General features: G+C 64.8%; 24 protein-coding genes. 7 read left to right on the top strand and 17 right to left on the bottom strand.

What is annotated here, in order from left to right; translation table 11 throughout:
• Positions 1 to 60: 60 nt before the first annotated feature.
• Together AC4HIX_RS18785 and AC4HIX_RS18780 are read right to left on the bottom strand one after the other, a co-directional pair.
• Entirely contained in the window at positions 61 to 1,392 is a 1,332-nt protein-coding gene (locus tag AC4HIX_RS18785; protein ID WP_490400098.1) for a lytic murein transglycosylase, read from the bottom strand.
• Positions 1,393 to 1,454: 62 nt separating this feature from the next.
• A complete protein-coding gene (locus AC4HIX_RS18780) occupies positions 1,455 to 2,168 on the bottom strand; it encodes a helix-turn-helix transcriptional regulator (RefSeq protein WP_490400097.1) in 714 nt (237 codons plus the stop codon).
• A gap of 84 nt (positions 2,169 to 2,252) precedes the next feature.
• On the opposite strand from AC4HIX_RS18780, the gene AC4HIX_RS18775 reads away from it, so the two are divergent.
• Together AC4HIX_RS18775 and AC4HIX_RS18770 are read left to right on the top strand one after the other, a co-directional pair.
• A complete protein-coding gene (locus AC4HIX_RS18775; RefSeq protein WP_490400096.1) occupies positions 2,253 to 2,951 on the top strand; it encodes a glutathione S-transferase family protein in 699 nt (232 codons plus the stop codon).
• Positions 2,948 to 3,370: a DUF1801 domain-containing protein gene (locus AC4HIX_RS18770; protein ID WP_490400095.1), complete on the top strand. Its 423-nt coding sequence runs from the start codon at positions 2,948 to 2,950 to the stop codon at positions 3,368 to 3,370. The genes AC4HIX_RS18775 and AC4HIX_RS18770 overlap by 4 nt, the downstream gene beginning before the upstream one ends.
• 34 nt (positions 3,371 to 3,404) lie before the next feature.
• On the opposite strand, the gene rnr is transcribed toward AC4HIX_RS18770, so the two are convergent.
• From rnr to dapE, 3 genes are read right to left on the bottom strand one after another with little or no spacing between them, the layout of a single operon-like run.
• Positions 3,405 to 5,678 (bottom strand): ribonuclease R, encoded by a 2,274-nt coding sequence (gene rnr / locus AC4HIX_RS18765; protein WP_490400094.1) that lies wholly within the window; start codon positions 5,676 to 5,678, stop codon positions 3,405 to 3,407.
• Positions 5,679 to 5,733: 55 nt separating this feature from the next.
• Positions 5,734 to 6,414: a TIGR04282 family arsenosugar biosynthesis glycosyltransferase gene (locus tag AC4HIX_RS18760; protein WP_490400093.1), complete on the bottom strand. Its 681-nt coding sequence runs from the start codon at positions 6,412 to 6,414 to the stop codon at positions 5,734 to 5,736.
• 6 nt (positions 6,415 to 6,420) lie between these two features.
• The gene (gene dapE, locus AC4HIX_RS18755; RefSeq protein WP_490400092.1) at positions 6,421 to 7,572 is read right to left on the bottom strand and encodes a succinyl-diaminopimelate desuccinylase; all 1,152 of its coding nucleotides are present in this window, start codon (positions 7,570 to 7,572) and stop codon (positions 6,421 to 6,423) included.
• Between the two features lie 276 nt (positions 7,573 to 7,848).
• On the opposite strand from dapE, the gene AC4HIX_RS18750 reads away from it, so the two are divergent.
• Positions 7,849 to 8,904 (top strand): transporter substrate-binding domain-containing protein, encoded by a 1,056-nt coding sequence (locus AC4HIX_RS18750; RefSeq protein WP_490400091.1) that lies wholly within the window; start codon positions 7,849 to 7,851, stop codon positions 8,902 to 8,904.
• A 9-nt stretch (positions 8,905 to 8,913) separates the two neighbouring features.
• Here the strand turns inward: AC4HIX_RS18750 and AC4HIX_RS18745 are convergent, their stop codons facing one another.
• A complete protein-coding gene (locus tag AC4HIX_RS18745) occupies positions 8,914 to 9,261 on the bottom strand; it encodes a DUF8846 family protein (protein ID WP_222504199.1) in 348 nt (115 codons plus the stop codon).
• A gap of 135 nt (positions 9,262 to 9,396) precedes the next feature.
• Between AC4HIX_RS18745 and AC4HIX_RS18740 the strand changes: the two genes are divergently transcribed.
• Positions 9,397 to 9,930, top strand: a complete 534-nt coding sequence (locus AC4HIX_RS18740) for a HutD/Ves family protein (protein ID WP_490400090.1) — start codon at positions 9,397 to 9,399, stop codon at positions 9,928 to 9,930.
• Here the strand turns inward: AC4HIX_RS18740 and AC4HIX_RS18735 are convergent.
• From AC4HIX_RS18735 to AC4HIX_RS18720, 4 genes are all read right to left on the bottom strand, one after another.
• Positions 9,927 to 11,294 (bottom strand): formimidoylglutamate deiminase, encoded by a 1,368-nt coding sequence (locus AC4HIX_RS18735; protein WP_490400089.1) that lies wholly within the window; start codon positions 11,292 to 11,294, stop codon positions 9,927 to 9,929. The two genes, AC4HIX_RS18740 and AC4HIX_RS18735, sit on opposite strands and share 4 nt — an antisense overlap.
• Before the next feature lie 242 nt (positions 11,295 to 11,536).
• Positions 11,537 to 12,364, bottom strand: a complete 828-nt coding sequence (dapD, locus tag AC4HIX_RS18730) for a 2,3,4,5-tetrahydropyridine-2,6-dicarboxylate N-succinyltransferase (RefSeq protein WP_421052987.1) — start codon at positions 12,362 to 12,364, stop codon at positions 11,537 to 11,539.
• 118 nt (positions 12,365 to 12,482) lie between these two features.
• On the bottom strand, positions 12,483 to 13,082 hold the full coding sequence (locus AC4HIX_RS18725; RefSeq protein WP_490400088.1) for a GntR family transcriptional regulator: 600 nt from the start codon (positions 13,080 to 13,082) through the stop codon (positions 12,483 to 12,485).
• 38 nt (positions 13,083 to 13,120) lie between these two features.
• Positions 13,121 to 14,041 carry a threonine/serine dehydratase gene (locus AC4HIX_RS18720; protein WP_490400087.1) on the bottom strand — a complete coding sequence of 307 codons (921 nt, stop codon included), beginning with the start codon at positions 14,039 to 14,041 and terminating at the stop codon, positions 13,121 to 13,123.
• A 147-nt stretch (positions 14,042 to 14,188) separates the two neighbouring features.
• Here AC4HIX_RS18720 and AC4HIX_RS18715 point away from each other — a divergent pair, with 147 nt between their 5' ends.
• Complete coding sequence (locus tag AC4HIX_RS18715) at positions 14,189 to 15,037, top strand: LOG family protein (RefSeq protein ID WP_490400086.1); 849 nt, start codon at positions 14,189 to 14,191, stop codon at positions 15,035 to 15,037.
• Positions 15,038 to 15,068: 31 nt separating this feature from the next.
• Here AC4HIX_RS18715 and AC4HIX_RS18710 read toward each other — a convergent pair whose 3' ends face one another.
• Positions 15,069 to 15,278: a hypothetical protein gene (locus tag AC4HIX_RS18710; protein WP_490400085.1), complete on the bottom strand. Its 210-nt coding sequence runs from the start codon at positions 15,276 to 15,278 to the stop codon at positions 15,069 to 15,071.
• A gap of 333 nt (positions 15,279 to 15,611) precedes the next feature.
• Here AC4HIX_RS18710 and AC4HIX_RS18705 point away from each other — a divergent pair, with 333 nt between their 5' ends.
• A complete protein-coding gene (locus AC4HIX_RS18705) occupies positions 15,612 to 16,853 on the top strand; it encodes a zinc-dependent metalloprotease family protein (protein ID WP_490400084.1) in 1,242 nt (413 codons plus the stop codon).
• Between the two features lie 40 nt (positions 16,854 to 16,893).
• On the opposite strand, the gene rlmN is transcribed toward AC4HIX_RS18705, so the two are convergent.
• From rlmN to AC4HIX_RS18690, 3 genes are all read right to left on the bottom strand, one after another.
• Positions 16,894 to 18,081 carry a dual-specificity RNA methyltransferase RlmN gene (rlmN, locus tag AC4HIX_RS18700; RefSeq protein ID WP_490400083.1) on the bottom strand — a complete coding sequence of 396 codons (1,188 nt, stop codon included), beginning with the start codon at positions 18,079 to 18,081 and terminating at the stop codon, positions 16,894 to 16,896.
• Positions 18,082 to 18,190: 109 nt separating this feature from the next.
• Positions 18,191 to 18,586 carry a lysozyme inhibitor LprI family protein gene (locus AC4HIX_RS18695; protein WP_475048874.1) on the bottom strand — a complete coding sequence of 132 codons (396 nt, stop codon included), beginning with the start codon at positions 18,584 to 18,586 and terminating at the stop codon, positions 18,191 to 18,193.
• Positions 18,587 to 18,686: 100 nt separating this feature from the next.
• Entirely contained in the window at positions 18,687 to 19,217 is a 531-nt protein-coding gene (locus AC4HIX_RS18690; protein ID WP_490400082.1) for an invasion associated locus B family protein, read from the bottom strand.
• A 181-nt stretch (positions 19,218 to 19,398) separates the two neighbouring features.
• Here AC4HIX_RS18690 and AC4HIX_RS18685 point away from each other — a divergent pair, with 181 nt between their 5' ends.
• A complete protein-coding gene (locus tag AC4HIX_RS18685) occupies positions 19,399 to 20,397 on the top strand; it encodes an asparaginase (RefSeq protein ID WP_490400081.1) in 999 nt (332 codons plus the stop codon).
• Between the two features lie 63 nt (positions 20,398 to 20,460).
• Here the strand turns inward: AC4HIX_RS18685 and AC4HIX_RS18680 are convergent, their stop codons facing one another.
• Genes AC4HIX_RS18680 through AC4HIX_RS18670 form a run of 3 tightly spaced genes read right to left on the bottom strand, consistent with a single transcriptional unit; the run spans position 20,461 to position 21,586 of the window.
• Complete coding sequence (locus AC4HIX_RS18680; protein ID WP_475048882.1) at positions 20,461 to 20,781, bottom strand: YciI family protein; 321 nt, start codon at positions 20,779 to 20,781, stop codon at positions 20,461 to 20,463.
• A 33-nt stretch (positions 20,782 to 20,814) separates the two neighbouring features.
• Entirely contained in the window at positions 20,815 to 21,252 is a 438-nt protein-coding gene (locus tag AC4HIX_RS18675) for an SRPBCC family protein (protein ID WP_490400080.1), read from the bottom strand.
• Between the two features lie 13 nt (positions 21,253 to 21,265).
• Positions 21,266 to 21,586 (bottom strand): ArsR/SmtB family transcription factor, encoded by a 321-nt coding sequence (locus tag AC4HIX_RS18670; protein ID WP_475048887.1) that lies wholly within the window; start codon positions 21,584 to 21,586, stop codon positions 21,266 to 21,268.
• Positions 21,587 to 21,754 lie beyond the last annotated feature (168 nt).

Genomic DNA, 21,754 nt, shown 5'->3' with positions numbered 1-21,754 from the left:
CCCCCCCCCCCCCCCCCCCCCCCCCCCCCCCCCCCCCCCCCCCCCCCCCCCGCGTCTTCTTTACCGCAGCCGCCGCAACAGCCGGGGCGAGGCATACCCATCCGGTGTCAGCCCGCTGGCCACCTGATAAGCGCGCACCGCGCCGATCGTCTTGGGCCCGATCCGGCCGTCGACCCCCTCGGTATCGAACCCGGCTGCGGTCAGCCGCTGCTGCAGTTCCTCCCGCTCCGCCCGGGTCAGCGCCCGGTCGCTGCGCGGCCAGCTGCTCTGGATCGGCGCGCCGCCACTGATCCGGTCGGCCAGATGCCCGACCCCGATCACATAGGCGTCCGCGGTGTTGTAGCGCTCCAGCACGGCAAAGTTCCGGAAGATCATGAAGGCCGCCCCCGCGCTGCCCGCCGGCAGCAGGATCGAAGCCTTACCGTGATCGCGCACCGCGCGCCCGTCCAGCCCCTTGATGCCAAGGGCCGCCCATTCCGAAGGCAGCCTTTCGATGTCGCGGTCGGCCAGCGTGTAGTCAAACCCCTTGGGCAGGGTCACTTCCACCCCCCAGGGCTGGCCTTTCACCCAGCCAAACTGCTTGAGGTAAGCCGCGGTCGAGGCCAGAGCGTCGGCCGGATTGTCCGACCAGATGTCGCGCTTGCCATCACCAGTGAAGTCCACCGCGTAATCCAGATAGGAGGTCGGGATGAACTGGGTGTGCCCCATGGCCCCGGCCCAGCTGCCGGTCATCTTGCGCGCGGCAACATCGCCCGCCTGCAGGATCTTCAGCGCTGCAACCAGCTGACCTTCAAAGAACGCCCCGCGCCGCCCGTCAAATGCCAGGGTTGCCAGCGAGCGGATCACGTCCATCTTGCCGCGGAAGGTGCCATAGCTGCTTTCCAGCCCCCAGACCGCCACCACGATCTCTTTCTCGACGCCGTATTTGGCTTCGATCTGCTCAAGCCGCGCCTGGTGCTCCCGCACCGCCGCCTTGCCGTTCTTCACCCGCAGCTCCGAGGCCGCGCTGTCCAGGTACTCCCAGATCGTCTTGGTGAACTCCGATTGGTTACGGTCGCGCCGGATCACCTCCGGGTCATAGCTGACCCCGGCAAAGGCGCTGTCCAGCACCGGCGCGGTGATGCCTTGGGCCAGGGCGCGGTCCCGGAACCCCTGGATCCAGCCCTGGAAATTCAGCTCTGCCGCAGCCGGTTCCGGCTCCACTTGCTTCAGGGCAGCTGGACGCGCTGCGGGTCTCATGGCCGTGGCCGCCGACGCCAGCTGAAAACTTCCATCCTGTCCCTCCAGCTTGACCGCTTCCGGCCGCTGGGTGGGCCTCAGGGAATTATCCGGAGCGGCCTCTGCCGCCATGGCCCCGCCTGCCACCAGGGACGCTGCAACCCATCTGCGCATGATGCACCTCTTTATACACTGCTCCACATCAGTCTAGCGGCGGCGGAGCCCGGGTAAAGAGGTCACTCCTTGCATGTGCGGGCTGCCGCCTGCCGCTCCTCCCGCATTTGCTCCAAGGCGTCCCGCAGCATCGGCACCCGGTGCGGGCGGAAGCTTTGCTCCGTCACTTCCAGCTCCCGCATCCGGTCCAGCCGGAACACCCGCACTGCGTCGCGCAATCCGCACCAGGCAATCAGCACGGTGGAGCGGTCGAAATAGACCACGCTCAGCGGTTTCACCTGCCGCTCTGTCACCGCGCCATAGCCGTCGGTATAGCCAAAGCGTACCTCCACCTCGTCCCAGGCTGCCTGCCGCAGGTCCTGCGCCGAAATTGCCGGCGGCACGGGGCGCTCGAACCGGTAGGGCGCCAGCACCGCATGGCGCAGCCGGTGCGCCTGCCGGGGCGGCAGCCGCGCCTGCAGCTTGCGCAATGCTTCCGAGGCCGCGGTGGCCAGTTCAGGATCGCCGATCAGCTCGACTTCGCGCAGGCCCAGCACCAGCGCCTCAAGCTCAGTGTCGCGGAATCCCATCGGCGGCAGCGCATTGTCCTCGACCAGGGTAAAGCCATAGCCCGCCTCGCCATCGATCACCGCTCCCATCTCGCGCAGGGTGGCAATGTCGCGGTGGATGCTGCGGGCCGAGACGCCCAGGTCGCGGCCCAGCTCCGCCGCGGTGTGCGGGCCGGGCCCCAGGCGCAGGGCCTGCATCAGCTGGAAGAGGCGGTGGGTGCGGGACATAGCCTATTCTGTCTACGCCTGATGACAGTTTTTGTCACCATGCGGATCTAGGCTGCCTGCAACCCGAAACGACAGGAGGCTCCCATGCTGACCCTACTGACCTACCCCCGCAACGGCGCCGTCTTCAGCCTCAGCCCGTTTTGCGTCAAAGCGGCTCTATTACTGGCCTTTTCCGGCCAAAGCTGGACCCGCGAAGACCTGAACGACCCGCGCGGGATGCCGCACCGCAAGCTGCCGGTGCTGCGCACCCCCGGCGGGCTGGTGCCGGACAGCAGCGCCATCCGCGCCTGGCTGGAGCAGCAGGGCACCGACTTCGACTCTGCCCTCGGCGCGCGGGACCGGGCGCAGGCCCAAATGCTGATCCGGATGGCGGAGGACACGCTCTATTTCCACGTGGTGCGCGACCGCTGGGACAATGACGCGGTCTGGCCCACGATCCGCGACAAGTATTTCCATGAAATCCCCGCCCTGATCCGCCGCCCGGTCACCGGCGCCATCCGCCGCTCGGTGCACAAAGGGCTGGTGTTCCAGGGTACTGCGCGGTTCAGCGATGAGGAACGGAACCAGCGTGTGGATCAGGACCTGCAGGCCATCGCCGCATTGCTGAAGGGGCAGGATTTCCTGTTTGGACCGCAGATCTCCAGCGCCGATTTCAGCGTCGCTTCCATGCTGCAGGCGATGGGGACAACCCCGGTCCGCACAGCGCTGGTCTCCCGCATTCTCGACGACGCGGTGCTCAAGCCTTATGTTAACCGGGTGTTTGAAACGGTGCCGCTGCCATGATCCCGCCCTTTGCCAGCCCGGACATCGAGGCCGCATTTGATGTGCCGGACCGGCAGGCCCGCGCAGGCCTGCTGGCGCTGCGGCGGTTGATCTTTGACACTGCCGCGCAAACGCCAGAGGCAGGACGGATCGAGGAGGCGTTGCGCTGGGGCCAGCCCTCCTACCTCACGCCGGAAAGCAAGACCGGATCCACGATCCGGCTAGGCATACCCAAGGGCGCGCGCTTTGCCCTGTTTGTGCATTGCCAAAGCCGGCTGATCCCGGAATTCGCTGCGGCCTTCCCAGCCTGGGACCGGTTCGAGGGCACCCGCGCGGTTCTGTTCAATGATCCGCAGGAGGTGGAGCCGATCCGCCACGGCTGGCTGATCAAGCGGGCGCTGACCTACCGCATCCGCCCGCCGCTACAGGTGCCGGCCTGACAAAGTGGAAAGCTGTCCCCGTGGGGACAGCCGCTCATTTCCGCCGCTTGCGTTCCACCTTGCGCTTGACCTTGGCGGCCTTGAGCTTGGATTTGGCCGCCTTGCGTTTCACCATCCGGCCTGCCGGGCTGCGGCGGCCGCGCTGACCGCCTCCGGATGGCATCGGCGCATCCTCCAGCGCTAGCAGTTCCAGCTCCAGCCCGCCGGTCACCGGCGCGGCCTGGGTCAGCCGTACTGTCACCCGCTGGCCGATCGCAATGGTCAAACCGGTGTCAGACCCGGTCAGCGTGCCGGCCTGCGGGTCGAAATGAAAGAATTCCCGCCCGATCGAGCGTACCGGAACCAGACCGTCCGCGCCGGTCTCATCCAGCTTTACAAAGGCACCAAAGCGGGCGATGCCGCTGATCCGGCCCTCGAACTCATTGCCAACCCGCTCACTGAGGTAGGAGGCCAGGTAGCGGTCGGTGGTGTCCCGCTCCGCAATCATCGAGCGCCGTTCGGTGTCGGAGATATGATTGGCGGTCTCTTCCAGCCGCTCGATCTCCTCCTCCGTCAGACCGTCATTGCCCCAGCCATGCGCCGACACCAGCGAGCGGTGCACGATCAGGTCGGCATAACGGCGGATCGGCGAGGTGAAATGCGCGTAGTTGCGCAGCGCCAGGCCGAAGTGGCCGAAGTTCTCCGGGTTGTAGTAGGCCTGCTGCATCGACCGCAGGGTGGAGATGTTGATCAGCTCGGCATCATCCGTGCCCGCCGCGTGATTGAGCAGCGCATTCAGATGCCGGGTCTGCAGCACCTGCCCCTTGGCCAGGTTGAGGCCCGCCGCACGCGCGGTTTCCCGCAGCGCCTCCAGCTTCTCGGGCGCCGGTTCCTCATGCACCCGGAACAGCAGCGGCGAGCGTTTCTGGATCAGCGTCTCGGCAGCGGCAACATTGGCGAGGATCATGAACTCCTCAATCAGCTTGTGCGCATCCAGCCGGTCGCGGAAGGCGACCGAGGTGACGTGGCCGTCGTCATCCAGCACGATCTTGCGTTCCGGCAGGTCCAGATCCAGCGGCTCGCGCGCGGCTCTTGCCTTTGTTAGAGCCTTATATGCGGCAAACAGCGGCTTGATCACATCGTCCAGCAGCGGTGCGGTCTTGTCGTTCGGGCTGCCGTCCTGCGCCTCCTGCACCTCGGCGTAATTCAGCGAGGCGACGGAGCGCATCAGCCCGCGCACGAACTTGTGCGACAGCTTGTTGCCCTCGGCATCCACCTGCATCCGCACGGCAATACAGGCGCGCGGCACCCCTTCGTGCAAGGAGCACAGATCGCCCGACAGCCGGTCCGGCAGCATCGGCACCACCCGGTCTGGGAAATAACTGGAGTTGCCGCGCTTGCGCGCCTCGCGGTCGAGCGCTGAGCCCGGGCGCACATAGGCCGCAACATCGGCAATCGCCACCCAGATCACATGGCCGCCCGGGTTCTTGGGATCGTCATCGGCATGGGCATAGCAGGCGTCGTCATGGTCGCGCGCGTCCGCCGGGTCGATGGTGACCAGCGGCAGATCGCGCAGGTCCTCGCGCCCTTTCAGGCCCATCGGCTTGGCCGCGTCGGCCTCTGCCATCACCTTGTCGGGGAAATGGTCTGGAATACCATGCTGATGAATGGCGATCAGCGACACCGCCTTGGGTGCGGCGGGGTCACCCAGCCGTTCCACGATGCGGGCGCGTGGCAGGCCCAGGCGGCCCTTGGGGCCGGCCTGTTCCGCCTCGACCAGCTCGCCGTCCTTGGCGCCATTGATGGCATCCGGGGCCACCATCCATTCGGATGATGCGGCCTTGTCGATCGGCACGATCCGCCCGCCCTCGGACCCTGCGCGGAAGATTCCCAGCACCCGTTTTGCGTTGGTTCCAATCCGGCGGATCAGCCGGGCTTCATAGTTGTGGTCCTGATCCGGCACCGCTTGCAGCTTCACCAGGATCTTGTCGCCTTCGCCCAGAGCCGGGTCGGAGGCCTTGGGCAGAATCAGAATGATCGGCTCCACGCCCTCGCCATGCCATTCCAGCGGGCGGCCGTACAGGTCGCCATCCTCGTTCGGCGCCTTCACCTGCAGCACCGTCACTGGGGGCAGCTGGTCCGGGTCGCGGTAGGTTTTCTTGCGCTTCTGCAAATGCCCTTCCGCCTCCAGCTCCTTGAGGATGCGCTTGAGGTCGATGCGGTCCGCGCCCTTGATGCCAAAGGCCTTGGCGATGTCGCGTTTGGAGGTATGGGTCGGGTTGGCGGAGATCCAGTCGAGGATTTCGGCCTTGGAGGGAATACGGCTCATACCTTCGCGTAGCACGGCGGCGGGGCGGCGTCATGATGAAAAGCGTGCGGTGCGGTCAGCGCGGCGGCAGATCGGCGCCGGTGTCAACGTCGCGCAGGGTATCGGTCAGAGCGATGCGCCAGCCGGGCAGGGTCCGCAGCGTGTCGGCCAGCGCGTGTTCAGTGGACCAGCGGACATTGCCGAACAGGCCATGGGGCAGACGAGCGGGATGTTTGGCGCCCACCAGCCAGTAGCCGCCGTCATCTGCGGGGCCAAAGACCGCGTCATGACCGCCAAGCGCGGCAAAGGCGCGGGCGATATGGGCGCGGGTGATGCCGGGGATATCGGCACCGATCAGGCAGACGGGGGAGCTGACATGCATAGGGGCGCGCCTGACCTTGGGCGGGTGCGTAAGCGCTCTCCCAGGGGGAGGGTCGGGCGCGGCCCGGCCTGCGGCCGGGCCAGACGGTTGAATACCTGAAGCTGTTATGAGCATCCGCTTCATCCGCTGCCCAAGGTCGCCGCTGCCTTGCGGCAAGCGGGGCATGTCAGCGGGCCAGACCCTTGAGTTCACAGCACGGTCCGGGGCCACCGCGAGAACGATCTGCCAGCGCGGGTCGTGCAGACGCCGGATCAGCCGGGCGGATTGATGGCGGAACCACCAGGTGGCCGGGATCACGCCGATATCCCGGCCCAAGCGGGTCTTCACCCGTCCCGGCCGCGGCTCCTTGACCATGATCACCAGGGTGCGTTTCACGTGAAGTCACGCCTTGGCGAAATAGTCCTGCAGGATGCGGGCATAGATGGTCTTCAGCTGATGAATCTGCGTGACCTCGACCCGCTCGTCCACCTGATGCATCGTCTTGCCGACCAGGCCGAATTCCACCACCGGGCAGTGGTTTTTCACGAACCGCGCATCCGAGGTGCCGCCGGTGGTGGACAGTTCCGGCTTGCGGCCCGTCTCCGCCTCCACCGCTTGTGCGACCAGATCCGACAGCGCGCCGGGCGGTGTGATGAAGCTCTCGCCGGAGATCTTCACCTTCATCCCGACCTCCAGCCCGAACTCCGCGGCGACCTTGTCCGCCTCATCCTGCAGCCAATCCGTCAGGCTGGCGCCGGAATGGGCGTCGTTGAACCGGATGTTCACGGTGGCGCGGCTTTGTGCCGGGATCACGTTGGTGGCGGTATTGCCGGTGTCGATGGTGACGACGGCCAGGGTGGAGGCGTCGAAATGCTCGGTGCCCTGGTCCAGCTCATGGCTGGCCAGCCGGTCCATCAGGCGAGCCATTGCGTTCAGCGGGTTGTTGGCGCGGTGCGGATAGGCGGAGTGGCCCTGCACACCGGTCACCGTGAACCAGGCGGTGAGCGATCCGCGGCGGCCGATCTTGATCATCTCGCCCATCTCGTTGGGGCAGGTGGGTTCGCCCACCAGGCAAACCGACATCTGCTCGCCTTCGCGCTCCATGTAGTCCAGCAGCGCGGTGGTGCCGTCCACCGCATCGCCTTCCTCGTCGCCGGTGATGGTGAGGATGATGGACCCGTCCGGCGGCGTTTCCTTGACGAAATCAATGGCGGCAGCGGCAAAGGCGGCTACCCCCGATTTCATGTCGGTGGCACCGCGGCCGTACATGAAGCCGTCTTTCTCCTCCGCGCCAAAGGGCGGCATGGTCCAGGCGGCTTCATCGCCCAAGGGCACCACATCGGTATGGCCGTTGAAGCCGAAGGTCTTGGCGTGCCCCTTGGCGCCCCAGCGGGCGAACAGGTTGGAGACGTCTCCGCGGTCGGTGCGGGTGCACTCAAATCCGGCGCTGCTCAGCAGGTTTTCCAGCAGCACCAGCGCGCCGCCTTCTGCCGGCGTGACCGAAGGGCAGCGGATCAGATCGGCGGTCAGGCGGGCGGGATCGGTCTGCGGCATCGTATGGCTCCTGAAGGTCGGTTGGCCACACGCCTAGCGCGGATCGGCAGGCGGTGCAATTCACGCCAGCGCCAACGGGCACGGCGCTTAAGCTGCGGTCGTGCAGGGGTTTAACTAACCGGCGCGTCCGCTAGGTCCCGGCGCAAGCAGGCCGCACTGCTGTGCCTGTACGCCTGTGCAACACCCTTTAGACCGTTCGCGCCAAGGCGCTTGCGTGAAAAAGGCGAACCGCCTAAGGACGTTAAAACCTTCCAAGAGGCCCATCCGAGCGTTCCCGTGCTGTACCTCCGCCTGATCACCGCTGCCATTTTCCTGCTGTGGGGGCAACTGCTGTCTGCGCAGGTCCTTACGGTGAATACCGTCACCCGGCCGCCGTTTTCGATGGTGGAGGAGGGGCGCGACACCGGTTTTTCGCTGGAGCTTCTCAAGGTCCTGGCCGAACGGCAGGATTGGGAGTACCGCATCAACCGTACGGACAGCTTCGCGGATATGCTGGGCGGCGTTCGTAGCGGCGAGGCCGATCTGGCCGCCGCCAATATCTCGATCACCGCCTCGCGCGAAGTGGTGATGGACTTCAGCCATCCGATCTTTGAAAGCGGCCTTCAGATCATGGTGCAGGCCGATGAAATCCGCCAGCCGTCGCTGCTGCGGGCGCTTCTGTCCTGGGACCTGGCCGCGGCTATCGGCATCGCCTTCCTGCTGCTGTTCGGCGGCGGCATGGTGATGTGGGCCTTCGAGCGCCGTGCCCAGCCCTATTTCGACCGCCCCTTGAAAGAGGCGTGGTTTCCCTCCTTCTGGTGGGCGCTGAACCTGGTGGTGAACGGCGGCTTTGAGGAACGTGTGCCGCGCACGCCCGTGGGCCGCATGTTCGGCGTGGTGCTGGTGGTGTCTTCGCTGTTCATCGTCTCGGTCTTTGTCGCCAAGATCACCGCGGTAATGACGGTGGAGGCGATCAGCGGCTCGGTCAATTCGGTGAACGATCTATACGGCAAGTCCGTGGGCACCATCGAAGGCTCCACTGCCGCCGGGTTCCTGAACCGGCGCGAGATCGACTACTCCGCCTATGCCGGGCTGGAGGACATGCTGGCAGGGTTCGAGCGCGGCGATGTGACGGCGGTGGTCTTCGATGCGCCGGTGCTGAATTACTACGTCCAGCAGGGCGGCCACCGCTTTGGCGAGACCATCGGCCAGCCCTTCCTGCGCGAAAACTACGGCCTTGTGTTCCCGGCCGGCTCGCCGCTGGTGGAGGAGGTCAACCAGGCACTGCTGGCGATGCAGGAGGACGGCAGCTACGACGCCCTTTACCGCAAATGGTTCGGCAGCCAGAACTGAGGCCTGCCGTTAGTGAAATACCGGCTCCTCGCCGTCAAAGAACGGGGTCATCTGCGCAACGATCACCGCGTTTTCCTCCAGCGCCCGCTGCATCAGATCACGTTCCTCATCGCCGATCTCGTGGCCTTCGGCCTCGCGCTCTTCCAGCGTGCCGTATCCGGTGACATCCAGGGGCGCGGTATCGGCCTGTTTCAGGATCGCCACGGTTTCCCGCACCGCCTCGGCCTCGTCCACGCCGGAGGCATAGATCATCAGCGCCGCACCGGTGGCACCGTCGGGCAGGCCGTCCCCGTCCTTGCGGCCGATCTGGACAAGCAGGGTATAGACTTGCTGGCGGGAGGGTTTCTTCTTTTCCATGCCGCCGCCATAGCGCCGGGGCAGGGGGGCGGTCAATCAAATAGCGCGGACGGGATAGCGGGAAACGGAAGGCTTGCGGTATTTCACCTCTCCGCTTTATGGCTGGGCTTATCCGAATGGCAAAAGGACAGCCCGATGCGCATCTCCGCTCTCACTGCCCGGGCCGTGCCGTGGAAGAACGGCGGCGGCGTGACCCGCGAACTGGCCGTGCATAATGAAGGCGGCCGGATGGTCTGGCGGTTGAGCCTCGCGGATATTGCCCAAAGCGGCCCGTTTTCCGCCTTTCCGGGCCTCGCCCGTATCCATTGCATTGTCGAAGGCGCCGGTCACACCCTGTCGAACGGCCGCACTCGGCTGGAGGCCCGGCCGCTGGAGCCGCTGAGCTTCGATGGCGGAGCGGATTTGGACTGCCGCTTGCGCGACGGGCCCTGCAGGGCGTTCAACGTGATCTACGACCCGGCACAAGTGACGGCAGAGCCCAGAGTTCTGGCGGAGGGCCCGGTTCCGGATGCGGAGAGCCGGCAAGTGCTGTTCGTGGTCTCCGGCAACCTGGACATGGCAGGCACAGACCGTCTTGGCCCCGGAGAGGGCATCGTGACTGAGAGCGCCGCCGGCGCGGTGGTCACCGGCGGCGGCGCTGTTATCCAGGTGCGGTTTCTGCCTGTTTAGAGACTGTTCAGCAGCTCTTTGACCGCGGTCTTGTAGCCTGCAACCACGCTGTCCCGCGCGATGTGGCGGCCCTGCTGCACGACATGACGGCCAGCGCTCCAGACGTCCGTGACGGTTTCATCACCTGCCGCAAAGCAGAGGCCGTCCAGCAGCTGTTCCGGCTTCAACGCGCAAAGAGCGGGCGCGCCGCTGTCGATCGCCACCAGATCCGCCAGCGCGCCTTCCTCGATCCGCCCGGCATCGCGCCCCAGGGCCTGCGCCCCGCCTTTGGCCGCGCCCAGGTACAGCGTCTCGCCAACCGAGCCCTCGCCCGGCACCAGCACGTTGCGCGCCAGGTCGCGCAGGCGCTGGGAATACTCCAGCGTCCGCAGCTCTTCCGGCAGCGAAATCCGCACGTTAGAGTCTGATCCGACCCCGAAAGCACCCTTGTGTTCCAAGTATTCCACCCCGTTGAACGGCCCGTCGCCCAGGTTGGCCTCGGTGATCGGGCAGAGGCCCGCAACGGCGCCGGAGCGGGCCATGCCGAGGGTCTCGGCACTGGTCATATGGGTGGCGTGGATCAGGCACCATTTGCCATCCACGGCGGCGTTTTCCAGCAGCCATTCGACCGGCCGCGCCCCCAGCCAATCGCTGATATCCGCAACTTCCTTGGGCTGTTCGGCGATGTGGATATGCACCGGCAGCCCGTTCTGGATCCGCAGCACTTCGGCCAGATCCTCGGGACAGGTGGCGCGCAGCGAATGCGGCGCGATGCCAACGCTGGCATCCTCGGGCAAGTCCCGTGCGGCAATGTCCCGGGCGCGGGTGACGAGCTCGGAGAATTCCGCAACCGAATTGCCAAACCGCTGCTGCCCCCCATTCAGAGCCTGTTTCCCAGCCCCGCCATAGGTGTACAGCACCGGCAGATGGGTGAGGCCGATGCCGGTCTGGCTGGCAGCGGCAAACACCCGCTCGCTGAGCTCAGTCATCGATGCGAAATGCGCGCCGCCCGGCTGGTGGTGGACATAATGGAACTCCCCGACTGAAGCATAACCGGCTTCCAGCATCTCCATGAACACCAGCGCCGCGATGGACTCGTACTGTTCCGGAGTGATGCGGTCCATGAAGCGGTACATCAGCTCGCGCCAGGTCCAGAAGCTGTCCTTGCCGGCTGCTCGGTACTCGGTCATCCCGGCCATGGCGCGCTGGAAGCTGTGGGAATGCAGATTGCCCAGCGATGGCAGCAGCACGTCCGCCCGCCTATCGCCTGCCTGCGGCGTGGCACCGGTTTCCAGGGAGGAGATCCGTCCGGCCTCAACCGTGAGCCGGATGTTTTCTGCCCACCTCTCGGGCAAGCGGGCGCGCTGGGCAAATATGGTCTGCATATGACCCTCTTATGTGTAGATGTAATACTATTAGCGGCAGGCTTATTGCGCGGCAAGGGTTTTGCACAGGAGGGGCGCTGCCCCTCGGCCTGGCGGCCTCACCCCGGGATATTTCCAGGCCAGATGAATAGAGGATCCAGTCTTCATCTGGCTAAAAATATCCTGGGGTTTGGGGCAAAGCCCCAATAAAAAAACGCGCCCCGGATAGGGCGCGTTCCTGTCGTTCGGAAGTGCGGCACAGATCAGTCGCGCAGCAGTTCGTTGATACCGGTCTTGGAACGGGTCTTCTCATCGACGCGCTTCACGATCACCGCGCAGTAGAGGCTGATGTTGTTTTTCGATGGCATAGAGCCCGCCACAACCACGGAGTAGGGCGGCACTTCGCCGTACATCACTTCGCCGGTCTCGCGGTCGACGATCTTGGTCGATTTGCCGATGAACACGCCCATGCCCAGAACCGAGCCTTCGCGCACGATGCAGCCTTCGACCACTTCGGAACGGGCGCCGATGAAGCAGTTGTCCTCAATGATGGTGGGGCCAGCCTGCATCGGTTCCAGCACGCCGCCGATGCCGACGCCGCCCGACAGGTGCACGTTCTTGCCGATCTGCGCGCAGGAGCCAACGGTGGCCCAGGTGTCAACCATGGTGCCCTCATCGACGTAGGCGCCGAGGTTCACGAAGGAGGGCATCAGCACCGCGCCGGGCGCGATGTAGGCGGATTTGCGGACGACGCAGTTGGGCACCGCGCGGAAGCCTGCGGATTTCCAGTCTGCTTCGCCCCAGCCGGCAAATTTGCTGTCGACCTTGTCCCACCAGCCGCCGGCCTGCGGGCCGCCTTCGTGGATTTCCATGTCCTTGATGCGGAAGCCCAGCAGCACCGCCTTCTTGGCCCACTGGTTCACATGCCAGTCGCCGCTCTCCAGCTTCTCGGCTACCCGCAGTTTGCCTGAATCGAGCGCATTCAGGGTGTCTTCGATGGCTTCACGCTGTTCGCCGGTGGTGGCGGGGGTGATGGTGTCGCGCGCCTCCCAGGCGGCTTCGATCGCTGCTTCCAGCTGGGCGTTGGACATGGGGGTTCCTCCGGCATCGGTTTGAGTCGCAGCTTCATAGCGGCAATCTGCCTGCAGGTCATGTCCGGATTGCGTCCAAATTGCCGCCCCTGACGGCGTTTTGCCGGGTTCCAGCCGGTCAGCGCACCCGGCGCAGGTGGCGGCGCAGGATTTCGCAGGCGGCGGCGGGGTCGCGCCGGGCCATGGCCTGGACGATGGCGGCGTGGTCGGCGTCCACCCGGCGGGTCCACTGGTGCTGCCAGTTGGCGAACAGATGACGGGCGGCGGCGGTATGCAGATCGTCGATCGAGGCCAGCAGCCGCGGCATCGCACACGGCGCTAGGATCACCCGGTGAAACGCGCGGTTCAGGCGTTCCCAGCTGGCCATGTCCTCTGCCGCGTCGCAGGCCAGCCGGGCGGCCTCGGCGGCCTCGATATCCTCAGCAGTCAGGCGGGCGAAGGCGTGGGTGAGGGCCAGCACCTCCAGCGCCACCCGCATCTCGATCACTTCGCGGATCTCCGACGGGTCCAGCGCGCTGACGCGGGTGCCGCGGCGGGGTTCGGATTTGGCCAGCCCATGCGCCTCCAGCCGCAAGAGCGCCTCGCGCACCGGCACGTGGCTGGCCTCGAACTCGCGGGCGATATGGTCCTGGCGCAGCTTTTCCCCGGCAGGCAGGCTGCCGGTGATGATGCGCTCGCTCAACGCCTGGTATATCGTATCGGCAATGGTTGCAGACATGTAATGGCGATACCGGGGCGGCTCTCGGCCCGCAAGGATTATCCCAGCGGATCCGGGGCGATGTTGCCGCCGCAGATCAGCACCGCCACCCGCTCGCCCGGTGCCGGCCGGTAGGCGCCGCACATCAGCGCCGCCAGCGCCGTTGCGCCGGCAGGTTCGACCAGGATCCGCCGCTCGCGCCAGAGCGCCGTCTGGGCTTCGGTAATGGCGCTGTCCGGCACAGTCAGAGAGGTGATGCCCTGCGTTGCCGCCAGCTCAAAACAGATGCTGCCGATGCGCTTGGCGCCCAAGGCGTTGGCCGCAACGCCAGAGACCTCCACGTCGACAGGCTGCCCGGCCGCCAGCGCCGCGTTCAGCGCGCAGGAGGTTTCCGGCTCCACCGCCACGATCTTCCGGGCGCCCTGGAACCAGGCCAGGGCGCCGCCGATCAGCCCGCCGCCGCCGACGGCGATCAGCAGTGTATCGGCCTCTAGCCCCTGGGCCTGCCATTCGGCAAAGCAGGTGCCCTGGCCCGCTACAGTGGCGGGCGCGTCATAGGCGTGGACCTGCATGGCGCCGGTTTCCTGTTCGTAAGCCTGCGCCTGTTCCAGCGCGTTGGCATAGGCGCCGGGCACCACCTGCAGGTCGGCACCGGTGCGCTCGATCAGGGAAATCTTGGCGGGTCCTGCCATCTCCGGCACATAGATCCGTGCCTTATGGCCCAGCTGGTGCGCGGCATAGGCCGCGGCGGCACCGTGATTGCCGCCCGAGGCCGCGACCAGCCCCGCGGCGGGCACTTCCTGGCTCAGCAGAGTGTTGAAGGCACCGCGGGCCTTGAAGCTGCCGGTGTGCTGCATGTGCTCCAGCTTCAGCTCCACCGGAAACGGCAGCCCGAAGCCCTGCGTCTGCATCACCGGGGTGCGCTGCACATGGGGGCGGATGCGCTCTGCCGCTGCGGTGATTTCCCTCTGCCAGTCCATGCGCTGCCCTCCTGCCTGCTGCGCCGGAACCTTAGCCGCCCCGGATCCGGGTGCAAGCGGAACGGCACGTTCTGATGCATTCTTGATTGGCGCTAACGGTCAAGGAGGGTTACAAAGAAGGTCCTGTTATTTTTACCTGGATTACCCATGACCGAAGACCGCCACAGCCGTTTCAGCGATGCCCATACCGACCGGAACAGGGCTGAGCATGTGCCCGCCACGCCGCAGACACGGTCGCCAGCCTACCGTCTGGCTTTTGCCGACCAGGATTTCATGTACCGCGAGGAACTGCGCCCGGTGCGTCTGCAGCTGGAGCTGCTGAAACCGGAGCTGATGCTGAACGAACGCGGCATCGAAAGCACCATCGTGATGTTCGGCGGCGCCCGCATCCCGGACCCGGAACACAAGGATCAGGCGCGCACCCAGACGCTGGCCGATCTGTCGCATTTCTATGATGAGGCGCGTGAATTCGCCCGTCTGATGACGGAAAAGTCAAAGAGCAGCGGCGGCCGGCAGAATGTCGTGGTGACAGGCGGCGGCCCCGGTGTCATGGAAGCCGGCAACCGCGGCGCGCAGGACGCGGGCGGCCAGTCCATCGGCCTGTCGATCGTGCTGCCGCATGAGCAGGCGCCCAACGGCTATGTGACGCCGGACCTCAGCTTCAACTTCCACTATTTCGCGATCCGCAAGATGCACTTCCTGATGCGGGCGCGGGCGATCAGCGTGTTCCCGGGCGGCTTTGGCACATTGGATGAGCTGTTCGAGAGCCTGACCCTGATCCAGACGGGCCGGATGGAACGGGTGCCCTTCCTGCTGTTCGGCAAGGAATTCTGGGACAGGATAATCAACTGGGAGGCGCTGGCTGATGCCGGCACCATTTCGGATCAGGATCTGGACCTGTTCCGTGTTGTCGACACCGCGCAGGAAGCGGTGCAGATTATCGACAATTGGGAGCCCGCGCCGCCGCGCGATACCCTTCCCGGGCGTGAGCGCTGAGCGCACTTGGTGACCTTTGCTGCTGCTGGGCTCAGGCCAGTTCCGGCGGCAGCGTGCCGATTTCGTCGCCGGTGGTCAGCCGGGTGAGAACCGGGGTCCCTTCCACGGTTTTCACAGCATATCCATAGCCGCGCAGGCGGAATTTCCACTCCCGCGGGCTGAGCGCCTTTTGCCGCTCGCTGCGGATCAGTTCCAGAACGCTGGGGTCAACGGGCGGGGCCTGTTTGTCTGCCGGTGCCATAAGAAGATTACCTTTCAAAACATTTGTCCATGATTTGGAAACTGTCCCCGGCAAATGGCGGAATTCGAGCCGGTCTGGGGAAAAAATTGGGCGGCAGCTGACTGGTGCTTTCCGGCAACAGAGAGCTTGCGGCAGCATCTCGCCAGCGGGTGGCCGCCCTTGTTCCGCAGTTCCGGGTGGCAGCACAGCGTGTGATTTTCACTGAAATGCAGCCGCGGTTGTGCAAACTAAAGTGAACACTGCCGGAAGGAACGGATTTCGCCCGGAAGCGGGCCAATCCTGGCCACAATTACAAACAAAAAGTTGCCGGCGGTGGAACAGTGGAGAGGCTTGATGACCGAAGTTACAGACTACACGGCGCTACTGGCGTACACGTCCAACAGCAATTTCCGCTGGAACAGCGTGACAGGCCTGGGAACCAATACTGTTGTAACCTACAGCTTCACCAGCAGCAGTGATTTGGGTGACGCAGGCAGCGACCCTTACGGGGCGTCCAGGTATTGGTCGTTTAACAGCGAGCAGCGGGACTACTTCCGCCGGGCCCTGGCGGAGTTCGAGGAAGCGTCCGGTGTGATCTTCGCCGAGACAGACGGCCCCGCCATGATCAATGTCTTCGGCTATGATGGCGGTTCGGCGGCAGGGTGGGCGGATCTGCCCTGGGCCAGCAGCTACTCAACAAACGAGGGCCGCCTGGCGATTCAAAGCAGCAACATGATGCCTGGATCCTACGGCTATGAGACTGTTCTGCACGAAATCGGCCATGCGCTTGGGTTGAAGCATCCGCATGACGGCGACCCCACCCTGGCAGGTCACCTGGACACTCAGGAAAACACCGTGATGACCTACACTTATGCCGGGTACAACGTGACAGAGCTGGGCACCTTTGACCTGCAGGCGCTGCAGCATATCTACGGCAGCAGCGCGGACGTGGCAGAGTGGAGCGTGCAGGTTAAGTCCAGCGGCAAGGTCGTGATCGACACCAGCGCTGCCGCTGAAACCGTATTGGCAGTTGGCCAGAATACCAAGATTTTGGGCCGCGGCGGAAATGACACGCTGATTGGCCGCGAGGCAGATGACAAGCTGGTCGGCGGCACCGGTCTGGACACCCTTACCGGCGGCTACGGCGAGGATACGCTGATCGGCGGCAAGGACTCCGACGTCCTGATCGGCGGCATGGATGACGGGGTCTATTCCGGCAGCACAAACGAAGCGGACAAGCTAGTCGGCGGCGGCGGCCGGGATACGCTCTCAGGGGGGAGTGGTGATGATGCGCTCATCGGCGGCAGGGGCCGGGACCGCCTGATCGGTGGCGACGGATCGGACCAGCTGACCGGTGGCAAGCACGCCGACACTTTTGTGTTTGTATCGGCTGATTACTACGAACAGGAAGTGATTACAGACTTTGGGCGGGGCGCCGACAGGATCGAGTTTTCCAACACCGCCGTGGACGAGTTCAGCGATCTGGTGATCACTCAAAGCGGCGGCAGCACGCAGATCAGCTATTACGGTTACATCGAGATCGAGCTTACCGGGTTCACCGGCACGCTCACCGAAGACCACTTTCTTTTCACCTGATGCAGCCCGGGCCCCTGCCGCGCGGGGGCCCGGGCCGGGGTCATTTCATCCCGGCTTCAGCCTCGATCTGCTTGCGGCTCTTGCGGGCGCGTTCTGTCGCCGATTTCAGCTGGCCGCACGCCGCCATGATGTCATCGCCGCGGGTCTTGCGGATCGGTGAAGCGTAACCTGCCTGATAAACGATATTGGCAAAAGCCCGGATCCGGTTGTTCGAGGATCGCTTGTAGGGGCTGCCCGGCCATTCGTTGAATGGAATCAGGTTGATTTTGGCCGGGATGTTATAGCGCTTGATATGGTCGATCAGGCGGTTCGCGTCCTCATCCGAGTCGTTCACCCCGTCCAGCATCACGTACTCAAAAGTGATCCGCTCCGAGTTTGACGCCTTGGGATAATCCGCCAGCGCCTGCAGCAGCTCGTCGATGTTCCAGCGCTTGTTGATCGGCACCAGAACGTCGCGGGTTTCGTTGGTGGTGGCATGGAAGGAAATTGCCAGCAGGCAGCCGATTTCCTGTGCCGTACGGGCAATTTCCGGCACCACGCCGGAAGTCGACAGGGTGATCCGGCGGCGGCTCAGCGAGATGCCTTCCGGGTCCATCGCAATCTTCATCGCGTCGCGGACGTTTTCGAAGTTATAAAGCGGCTCGCCCATGCCCATCAGCACGATGTTGGACAGCAGCCGGGTTTCTTCCTTCGGTGCGCCCGGCACCGGCCATTCATCCAGATCGTCGCGCGCCATCATCACCTGGCCGACAATCTCCGCGGGGGTCAGGTTGCGCACCAGCTTCTGGGTGCCGGTGTGGCAGAAGGAGCAGGTCAGCGTGCAGCCGACCTGGGAGGAGATGCACAGGGTGCCGCGGTCATCCTCGGGGATATAGACCACCTCAACCTCATGCCCGCCGGCAATGCGCACCAGATACTTGCGGGTGCCATCCGTGGACACCTGCTTGCTCACCACTTCCGGGACGCGGATTTCAAACGTTTCCGCCAGCTGCGCGCGGTACGCTTTGGCGAGGTTGGTCATCTCGGCAAAGTCGCGCTTGCCCCACTGGTAGATCCACTGCCAGATCTGGCCGACCCGCATCTTGGCCTGCTTCTCCGGCGTGCCGTGTTCGATCAGCACCTCGCGCATCCGCTCGCGGGTCAGGCCGACAAGATTGATCTTGCCGCCCTCGGGATCCTTGCGGGGCAGGGTCAATACGTCTTGGGTGATCGGCGCGCTGGCGGTCATGGCTTTCGAACTCGATGCTGATGGGCGGATGCGGCTCTATATAGGATTCTGACCGAAGATCAAAAGGAATCCTCGGAACAAGTTTTTCCGGCGCTTTGCCAGGCCGTGCTTATCTGGCGAAGCGCACCAGCTCCGCTACCCGTGCCCGGCCCAGGGTGGTCCAGCAGGCCCGGGTTGCAATCCCGGCGTCCTCGCGCACGTCATGGGCTTCGCCGGCAAAGGCGCAATGGGCAGTCCGGAACGCCTCCCAGGCGGTCTGGCTTTGCATAAGCGCAGCCTCGACCGCGGTCCCGCCATTGATGTTGTCGCGCTCCGCGGCCGCGACCATTGCGGCTTCCAGCGCGTTGAAGAGCGCCGCTTCCACCCCCTCTTCGTCGTCGGCGACGCAGGAGCCGACTTCCTCCTGGCTGCCGTCGCCGCATTCCAGCGCCGGATTGGCATGGGCGGGCAGGGCAAGCAGCGCAACTGCAAGGCAAGTGAACGGGAGAATGGCAAACTTAGGCATGGCAAGCACCTCCTGCTTCCCATGCTACGCCCCTCACGGCTTGCAAACAAGAAAACCCCGGCGCGGGCCGGGGTTTGCAGGGATACCGTGCGGGCAAGGGTTACTTGCTGCAGCGTTTCTCGGCGTCTTCAACCGCTGCGGTGAAGCCCAACAGCGAGAAGGTGTCCTTGGTCTGGGTGCCGCGGGCCGAACGTGCGGTCAGCACCGCATCGGCGCCGCGCTTCATCGCAGTGATTATCTTGGCGTCATCCGCAGGGGTCGCGGGCCAGGCCCATTCGCCCTCGGTGAACAGTTCGAACTCAGAGTCGCCGATCGCCATGTTGACGGTGGAGCCCGGCGCAAACGGATAGCCGCCGGTAAAGCTCACTTCACCCTTGGGGGTGGCATTCTCGCGGAAGGTGACAAACAGCTGGATCTCGCTGCGGCGCACCGCCACCACACGGCCGTCGCGGGTGTTCACCGTTTCCTTCGGTGCCGAGACACCCCAGCACTCGCTAGGGTTATCGCCTTCGAACACGCTCCAGTCGACCTTGGCGGCGACGCGGTTCTTCGAAGTTTCCTGCGCAGATGCGGTGCTTGCCAATGCTGCCAGACACAGGCCCGCAGCCACGCGGGCGAGTTTCAATGCCATTTGTCCCGACTCCAAGACTGTTCTCTATACCTCAAAACCAAGCAAAGGGCCCGCAGCGTTTCATCCGCTGTCTGGTCCCGATCCCCTCGCTTGCGCTACACAACCACACTAACGTAACAAGCACCACGGGCGAAAGTGCGTTTTGGCAGGATTTCGCCAACAAAACATGAGGGGAGACATCATGCCGAAACCTGTGCCCATGGCCGAAGTCTGGCGCGGCCCGCTGCTGGAAAGCCTGCACCTGGGCCATGCCGTCATTTGCGATGCGTCAGGCCAGGTGGTGCGCAGCTGGGGCGACCCCGATGCGGTGATCTATCCGCGCAGCTCCGCCAAGATGATCCAGGCGCTGCCGCTGATCACTTCCGGCGCCGCCGCGCGCTATGGCCTCACGTCCGAGCAGCTGGCGCTGGCCTGCGCTTCTCACAACGGCGCGCACATCCACACGGACCGGGTGAACAGCTGGCTCGATCAACTGGGGCTTACGGACGACGATTTCCGCTGCGGCCCGCAGCTGCCGGATGACATTCCCGCCCGCAACGAGCTGATCAAGTCCGACAGCAGCCCCTGCCAGGTGCACAACAACTGCTCCGGCAAGCACGCGGGCTTCCTGACCCTGACGCAGTACCTGGGCGCAGGTGCGGAATACATCGAGGTGGATCACCCGGTGCAGCAGGCCTGTCTTGCCGCGTTTGAGGAAACCACCGGCCAGGACAGCCCCGGCTATGGCATCGACGGCTGCTCGGCACCGAACTTTGCCACCACTGTCACGGGCCTGGCCCGTTCCATGGCCTGGTTTTCCAGCGCCGCGGACCGCTCCGACCGCGCGTCCGAGGCGGCGCAGCAGCTGGTCGCAGCAATGACCGCGCATCCGGAACTGGTGGCTGGCGAAACCCGCTGCTGCACCAACCTGATGCGCGCGATGGGCGGCAAGGTCGCGATCAAGACTGGCGCCGAGGCGGTGTTCATCGCCATTCTGCCGGAACAGAAGCTGGGCGTCGCGTTGAAGATCACAGATGGCACCACCCGCGCCAGCGAATGCGCCATTGCGGCGCTGATGGTCAGCCTTGGCGTGCTGGAGGCAGAGCACCCGGAAACCCGTAAATACATGAACAAGACACTCTACAGCCGCCGCGGGCTGGAATGCGGGTCCATCCGCCCGGCAGCGGAGCTGCTGTTTTAAAAGGAAGGCGGCGGAGTTGCTGTTCCGGAATCAAACGCCCCGGCTCTGCACCGGGGCGTTTCCTTACATCTCCATCTCGATGATCTCGGCGACTTCGACAGAGCCGCTGCCGTCTGCCACCATCGGGCAGCCCTTGGCCATCTCGCAGGCCGCGTCCTGGCTGGACGCCTGCACAACCGAATAGCCCGAGACCGGATTTGCACCGCCATTGTCCGCCACGCCGCCGGCGCTGACGGTCTTGGACATGCCCACCGGCGCGCCCGGCACTTTCAGCGCATCGCCCATCGAGCCCATCCAGCTCTTCCAGGCCTCCATCACCTTGGCGCCTTCCTCCTCGCTCTCCGGGGTCTTGCCGCCGTGGTAGACAAAAATGAACTCTGGCATTGGTCTTCTCCCTTGGTTGCGATGAAATGTGCGTCAGGTGATTGCGGTCAGCTGAGCCTCCAGCTTGCGCAGGGTCGAGGTCCAGCCTTCTTCATGGCGTACGGCAATCTCATCGTCGCTTAGATCCCGGTGATCGACTAGCAGCATGGCGCCATCCCCGGCGGCCGCGATGGTGAAGGTCACATGGCTCTCGGCGCCGCGGCTGCCGTCCTCCTCGTGCCAGGCCCAGGTGAAGCCGACGGATTTCGGCACATCCACATGGGTCACCTGGCCGGAAACATGGAACCGCTGCCCGTCGCTGTTCTGCATGACCGAATACCACGGGCCGGTGCGGCTGAGGTCCAAGTCATGCTCTGGAATGCTGACTCCCTCCGGTCCCCACCATTTCAGCAGCTTGTCCGGAGTGGTCACCCAATCGAACAGCTTCTCCGGGCTGACCGGGAAGATCCGTTGCAGCTGCAGGTCGCTCATGCCGTTTTCTCCATCAGGTGCCGTCCTCCATCAAAGCCGCCTGCAGACGGTCCAGGCTGCCGTCCCAGAACGCTTTGCGGGATTGGGTCCACTCGGCAATCATCCTGAGGCCCTCGGGCCGGGCAGAATAGAGCCGCCGGGTACCGTCAGCGCGCTGGCGCACCAGCCCGGCCTCGCGCAGTACCTTCAGGTGGCGCGAGATGGCCGGCGCCGAAATGCCCGCCCCCGGCGCCAGATCGCCCGCGGGCAGCTCGCCCTGGGTGATCAGCTGGTCGACAATCGACAGGCGGGTTTCGTCCGACAGGGCGGCAAAAGATTTCAGAAGCGGAGTCATGCTCCAATTATTAACATTATCGTTAAATAATGGAAGCGTTAATTTGATCTTCGCCGGAGACGCCTGAAACCGCGGGCCGTTTGCCCTTCTAGGGCAGGATGGTCTCCCGCCCGTCGACAGCCTGTTCTGCGAACAGGCTCCTCCCGTTGGGCCCGGCGCTGCGCAAAT

This window comes from Leisingera sp., assembly GCF_982940295.1.
Note: the sequence above shows the minus strand (reverse complement) of the source record. Positions and strands in the feature narration are given on the sequence as shown.

Excerpts from the sequence above, each read along its gene's own strand:
- AC4HIX_RS18785 (WP_490400098.1), bottom strand. The coding sequence starts at position 1,392 with ATGCGCAGATGGGTTGCAGCGTCCCTGGTGGCAGGCGGGGCCATGGCG.
- AC4HIX_RS18780 (WP_490400097.1), bottom strand. The coding sequence starts at position 2,168 with ATGTCCCGCACCCACCGCCTCTTCCAGCTGATGCAGGCCCTGCGCCTG.
- AC4HIX_RS18775 (WP_490400096.1), top strand. The coding sequence starts at position 2,253 with ATGCTGACCCTACTGACCTACCCCCGCAACGGCGCCGTCTTCAGCCTC.
- AC4HIX_RS18770 (WP_490400095.1), top strand. The coding sequence starts at position 2,948 with ATGATCCCGCCCTTTGCCAGCCCGGACATCGAGGCCGCATTTGATGTG.
- rnr (WP_490400094.1), bottom strand. The coding sequence starts at position 5,678 with ATGAGCCGTATTCCCTCCAAGGCCGAAATCCTCGACTGGATCTCCGCC.
- dapE (WP_490400092.1), bottom strand. The coding sequence starts at position 7,572 with ATGCCGCAGACCGATCCCGCCCGCCTGACCGCCGATCTGATCCGCTGC.
- AC4HIX_RS18745 (WP_222504199.1), bottom strand. The coding sequence starts at position 9,261 with ATGGAAAAGAAGAAACCCTCCCGCCAGCAAGTCTATACCCTGCTTGTC.
- AC4HIX_RS18740 (WP_490400090.1), top strand. The coding sequence starts at position 9,397 with ATGCGCATCTCCGCTCTCACTGCCCGGGCCGTGCCGTGGAAGAACGGC.
- AC4HIX_RS18735 (WP_490400089.1), bottom strand. The coding sequence starts at position 11,294 with ATGCAGACCATATTTGCCCAGCGCGCCCGCTTGCCCGAGAGGTGGGCA.
- dapD (WP_421052987.1), bottom strand. The coding sequence starts at position 12,364 with ATGTCCAACGCCCAGCTGGAAGCAGCGATCGAAGCCGCCTGGGAGGCG.
- AC4HIX_RS18725 (WP_490400088.1), bottom strand. The coding sequence starts at position 13,082 with ATGTCTGCAACCATTGCCGATACGATATACCAGGCGTTGAGCGAGCGC.
- AC4HIX_RS18720 (WP_490400087.1), bottom strand. The coding sequence starts at position 14,041 with ATGGACTGGCAGAGGGAAATCACCGCAGCGGCAGAGCGCATCCGCCCC.
- AC4HIX_RS18715 (WP_490400086.1), top strand. The coding sequence starts at position 14,189 with ATGACCGAAGACCGCCACAGCCGTTTCAGCGATGCCCATACCGACCGG.
- AC4HIX_RS18710 (WP_490400085.1), bottom strand. The coding sequence starts at position 15,278 with ATGGCACCGGCAGACAAACAGGCCCCGCCCGTTGACCCCAGCGTTCTG.
- AC4HIX_RS18705 (WP_490400084.1), top strand. The coding sequence starts at position 15,612 with ATGACCGAAGTTACAGACTACACGGCGCTACTGGCGTACACGTCCAAC.
- rlmN (WP_490400083.1), bottom strand. The coding sequence starts at position 18,081 with ATGACCGCCAGCGCGCCGATCACCCAAGACGTATTGACCCTGCCCCGC.
- AC4HIX_RS18695 (WP_475048874.1), bottom strand. The coding sequence starts at position 18,586 with ATGCCTAAGTTTGCCATTCTCCCGTTCACTTGCCTTGCAGTTGCGCTG.
- AC4HIX_RS18690 (WP_490400082.1), bottom strand. The coding sequence starts at position 19,217 with ATGGCATTGAAACTCGCCCGCGTGGCTGCGGGCCTGTGTCTGGCAGCA.
- AC4HIX_RS18685 (WP_490400081.1), top strand. The coding sequence starts at position 19,399 with ATGCCGAAACCTGTGCCCATGGCCGAAGTCTGGCGCGGCCCGCTGCTG.
- AC4HIX_RS18680 (WP_475048882.1), bottom strand. The coding sequence starts at position 20,781 with ATGCCAGAGTTCATTTTTGTCTACCACGGCGGCAAGACCCCGGAGAGC.
- AC4HIX_RS18675 (WP_490400080.1), bottom strand. The coding sequence starts at position 21,252 with ATGAGCGACCTGCAGCTGCAACGGATCTTCCCGGTCAGCCCGGAGAAG.
- AC4HIX_RS18670 (WP_475048887.1), bottom strand. The coding sequence starts at position 21,586 with ATGACTCCGCTTCTGAAATCTTTTGCCGCCCTGTCGGACGAAACCCGC.